Raw genomic sequence first — 1,864 nt, 5'->3', positions numbered from 1 at the left:
CCTCTTGGCGGTGGAGAATGCGCCGCCCGGCTGGAAGGCCCGGTTCGGCATGTTCCCGCAGCTGGGGGCGCCGGTGGGCTTCATCGCCGCCAACGGCCTTTTTCTGATCCTGGGCCTGATCCTGACCCCTGAACAGTTCCAGGCCTGGGGCTGGCGGCTGCCCTTCCTGCTCAGCGCCGTCCTGGTCATCATCGGCCTGTGGGTGCGGCTGAAGCTGTCGGAGACCCCGTCCTTCTCCAAGGCGGTGGCCGAGGGGCCCCTGCCCAAGGCGCCCCTGCTGGAGCTGCTGGCCCGCCATCCTCTGGAGACCCTGGGCGGCACCTTTGCGGTGGTGGCCTGCTTCGCCACCTACTACCTCTCCACCGCCTTCGCCCTGGGCTATGGGGTGGGGACGCTGGGCTACAGCCGCGAGGCCTTCCTGGCGATCCAGCTGGGGGCCATCCTGTTCATGGCCGCGGGCATCATCATCGCCGGCTACTGGTCCGACGCCTCCAGCCCGCGGCGGGTGCTCATGTGGGGCTGCGGCATGGTCATCGTGGCGGGCATGCTGCTGGCGCCGATGATGGGCGCAGGCTCGCTGGCGCTCATCTTCGCCTTCCTGTCCCTGTGCCTGCTGTGCATGGGCTTCGTCTATGGACCGCTGGGCGCCTTCCTGCCCGGCCTCTTCCCGGCGCGGGTGCGCTATACCGGCGCCTCGGTGGCCTTCAATGTCGGGGGAATCCTGGGCGGCGGCCTGGCGCCCATGCTGGCCCAGATCCTGGCCGAGCGGGGCGGCCTCGTGCCCGTGGGCTATTATCTGGGCGGCGCGGCCCTGGTCAGCCTGCTGGCGCTGGCGCCCCTGCGGCGGGTGGTGGAGGACTGAAGGCCCCGTTTCAACGGAAGGTCTGGACCACCTGGGCGATCCAGGTCTTCACATTGTCCTTCTTGTCCAGCGGCGTCTTGCCGTGGCGCACCAGGATCAGGTCGAGATCCGGGACCAGGACGGTGTACTGGCCCTCATAGCCGTTGGCGCTGAACGAGCCCTGGCCGGCCAGGTTCAGCCACCAGTGCGCGCCGTAATCGCCTTCCCGCACCGCCGGCTGCGGGGTGGGCGTGCGGGCATAGTCGATCCATTCCGCCGGCAGCAGCTGGCGATCCTCCCACCGGCCGCCGCGCAGATAGAGCAGGCCGAAGCGGGCGAAGTCGCGGGCGGTGGCGAAGCAGAAGGACGAGCCGATGAAGGTCCCGGCCGCGTCGAACTTGGGGACGGGGCTCGCCATGCCCAGGGGCGCGAACAGACGCTCGCGCATGAAGGCCTCGAAGCCCGCCCCGTCGGCGCCCAGCGCCCGGGCCGCGGCGCGGGCGACGATGTTGGTCGTGCCGCTGGCATAGGACCAATGGGAGCCCGGCGGGTGGGCCAGGGGCCGGCTGGCGGCATAGTGGGCCACGTCGGCCTTGCCCGCGCCGAACAGCATCTCGATCACGTCGGAGACATGGCCCGGCACATAGTCCTCCACGAAGGCCAGGCCGCTGGACATGCGCAGAAGCTGGTCCAGGGTGATCTCCGCCCGGGGATCGCTGGGGGCTTCCCGCCATTCGGGGACGTCGGCCGGGGCGCCGATGTCCATCCGCCCCTCGGCCGCCAGCAGGCCCACCAGGGCCTGGGTGATGCTCTTGGCCTTGGACCAGGAAGGATAGGTGGCCTGCGGACCGAAACCCTGATTGTAGCGCTCCAGCACCAGCCGGCCCCCCTGGATGAGGACCAGGGCGTGGGTCTCGCCCAGGCCGGGCGTGTCCGGCGCGGCGAAGGCCTCATCCACCAGGGCGGCCAGGGCCTGGGGATCGCGGGGTTCGGGCGCGGCCAGCGGCCACGCCTGGGTGGGCC

Annotated in this window: 2 protein-coding genes; one reads left to right on the top strand and one right to left on the bottom strand. The window is 70.9% G+C overall.

From position 1 onward, the window contains the following. On the top strand, positions 1-862 hold an 862-nt coding region (locus V7D28_RS15150), incomplete at its 5' end, for an MFS transporter (protein WP_333588213.1). A gap of 10 nt (positions 863-872) precedes the next feature. On the opposite strand, the gene V7D28_RS15145 is transcribed toward V7D28_RS15150, so the two are convergent. After that, positions 873-1,864 (bottom strand): serine hydrolase domain-containing protein (locus V7D28_RS15145; protein WP_333588212.1); only part of this gene is annotated, 992 nt, incomplete at its 5' end.

Origin of the sequence: Phenylobacterium sp. (assembly GCF_036723115.1) — a bacterium.
Taxonomy (GTDB): domain Bacteria; phylum Pseudomonadota; class Alphaproteobacteria; order Caulobacterales; family Caulobacteraceae; genus Phenylobacterium.
The sequence above is the reverse complement of the archived record's forward strand: the minus strand, read 5'-3'. Positions and strand labels throughout refer to the sequence as shown.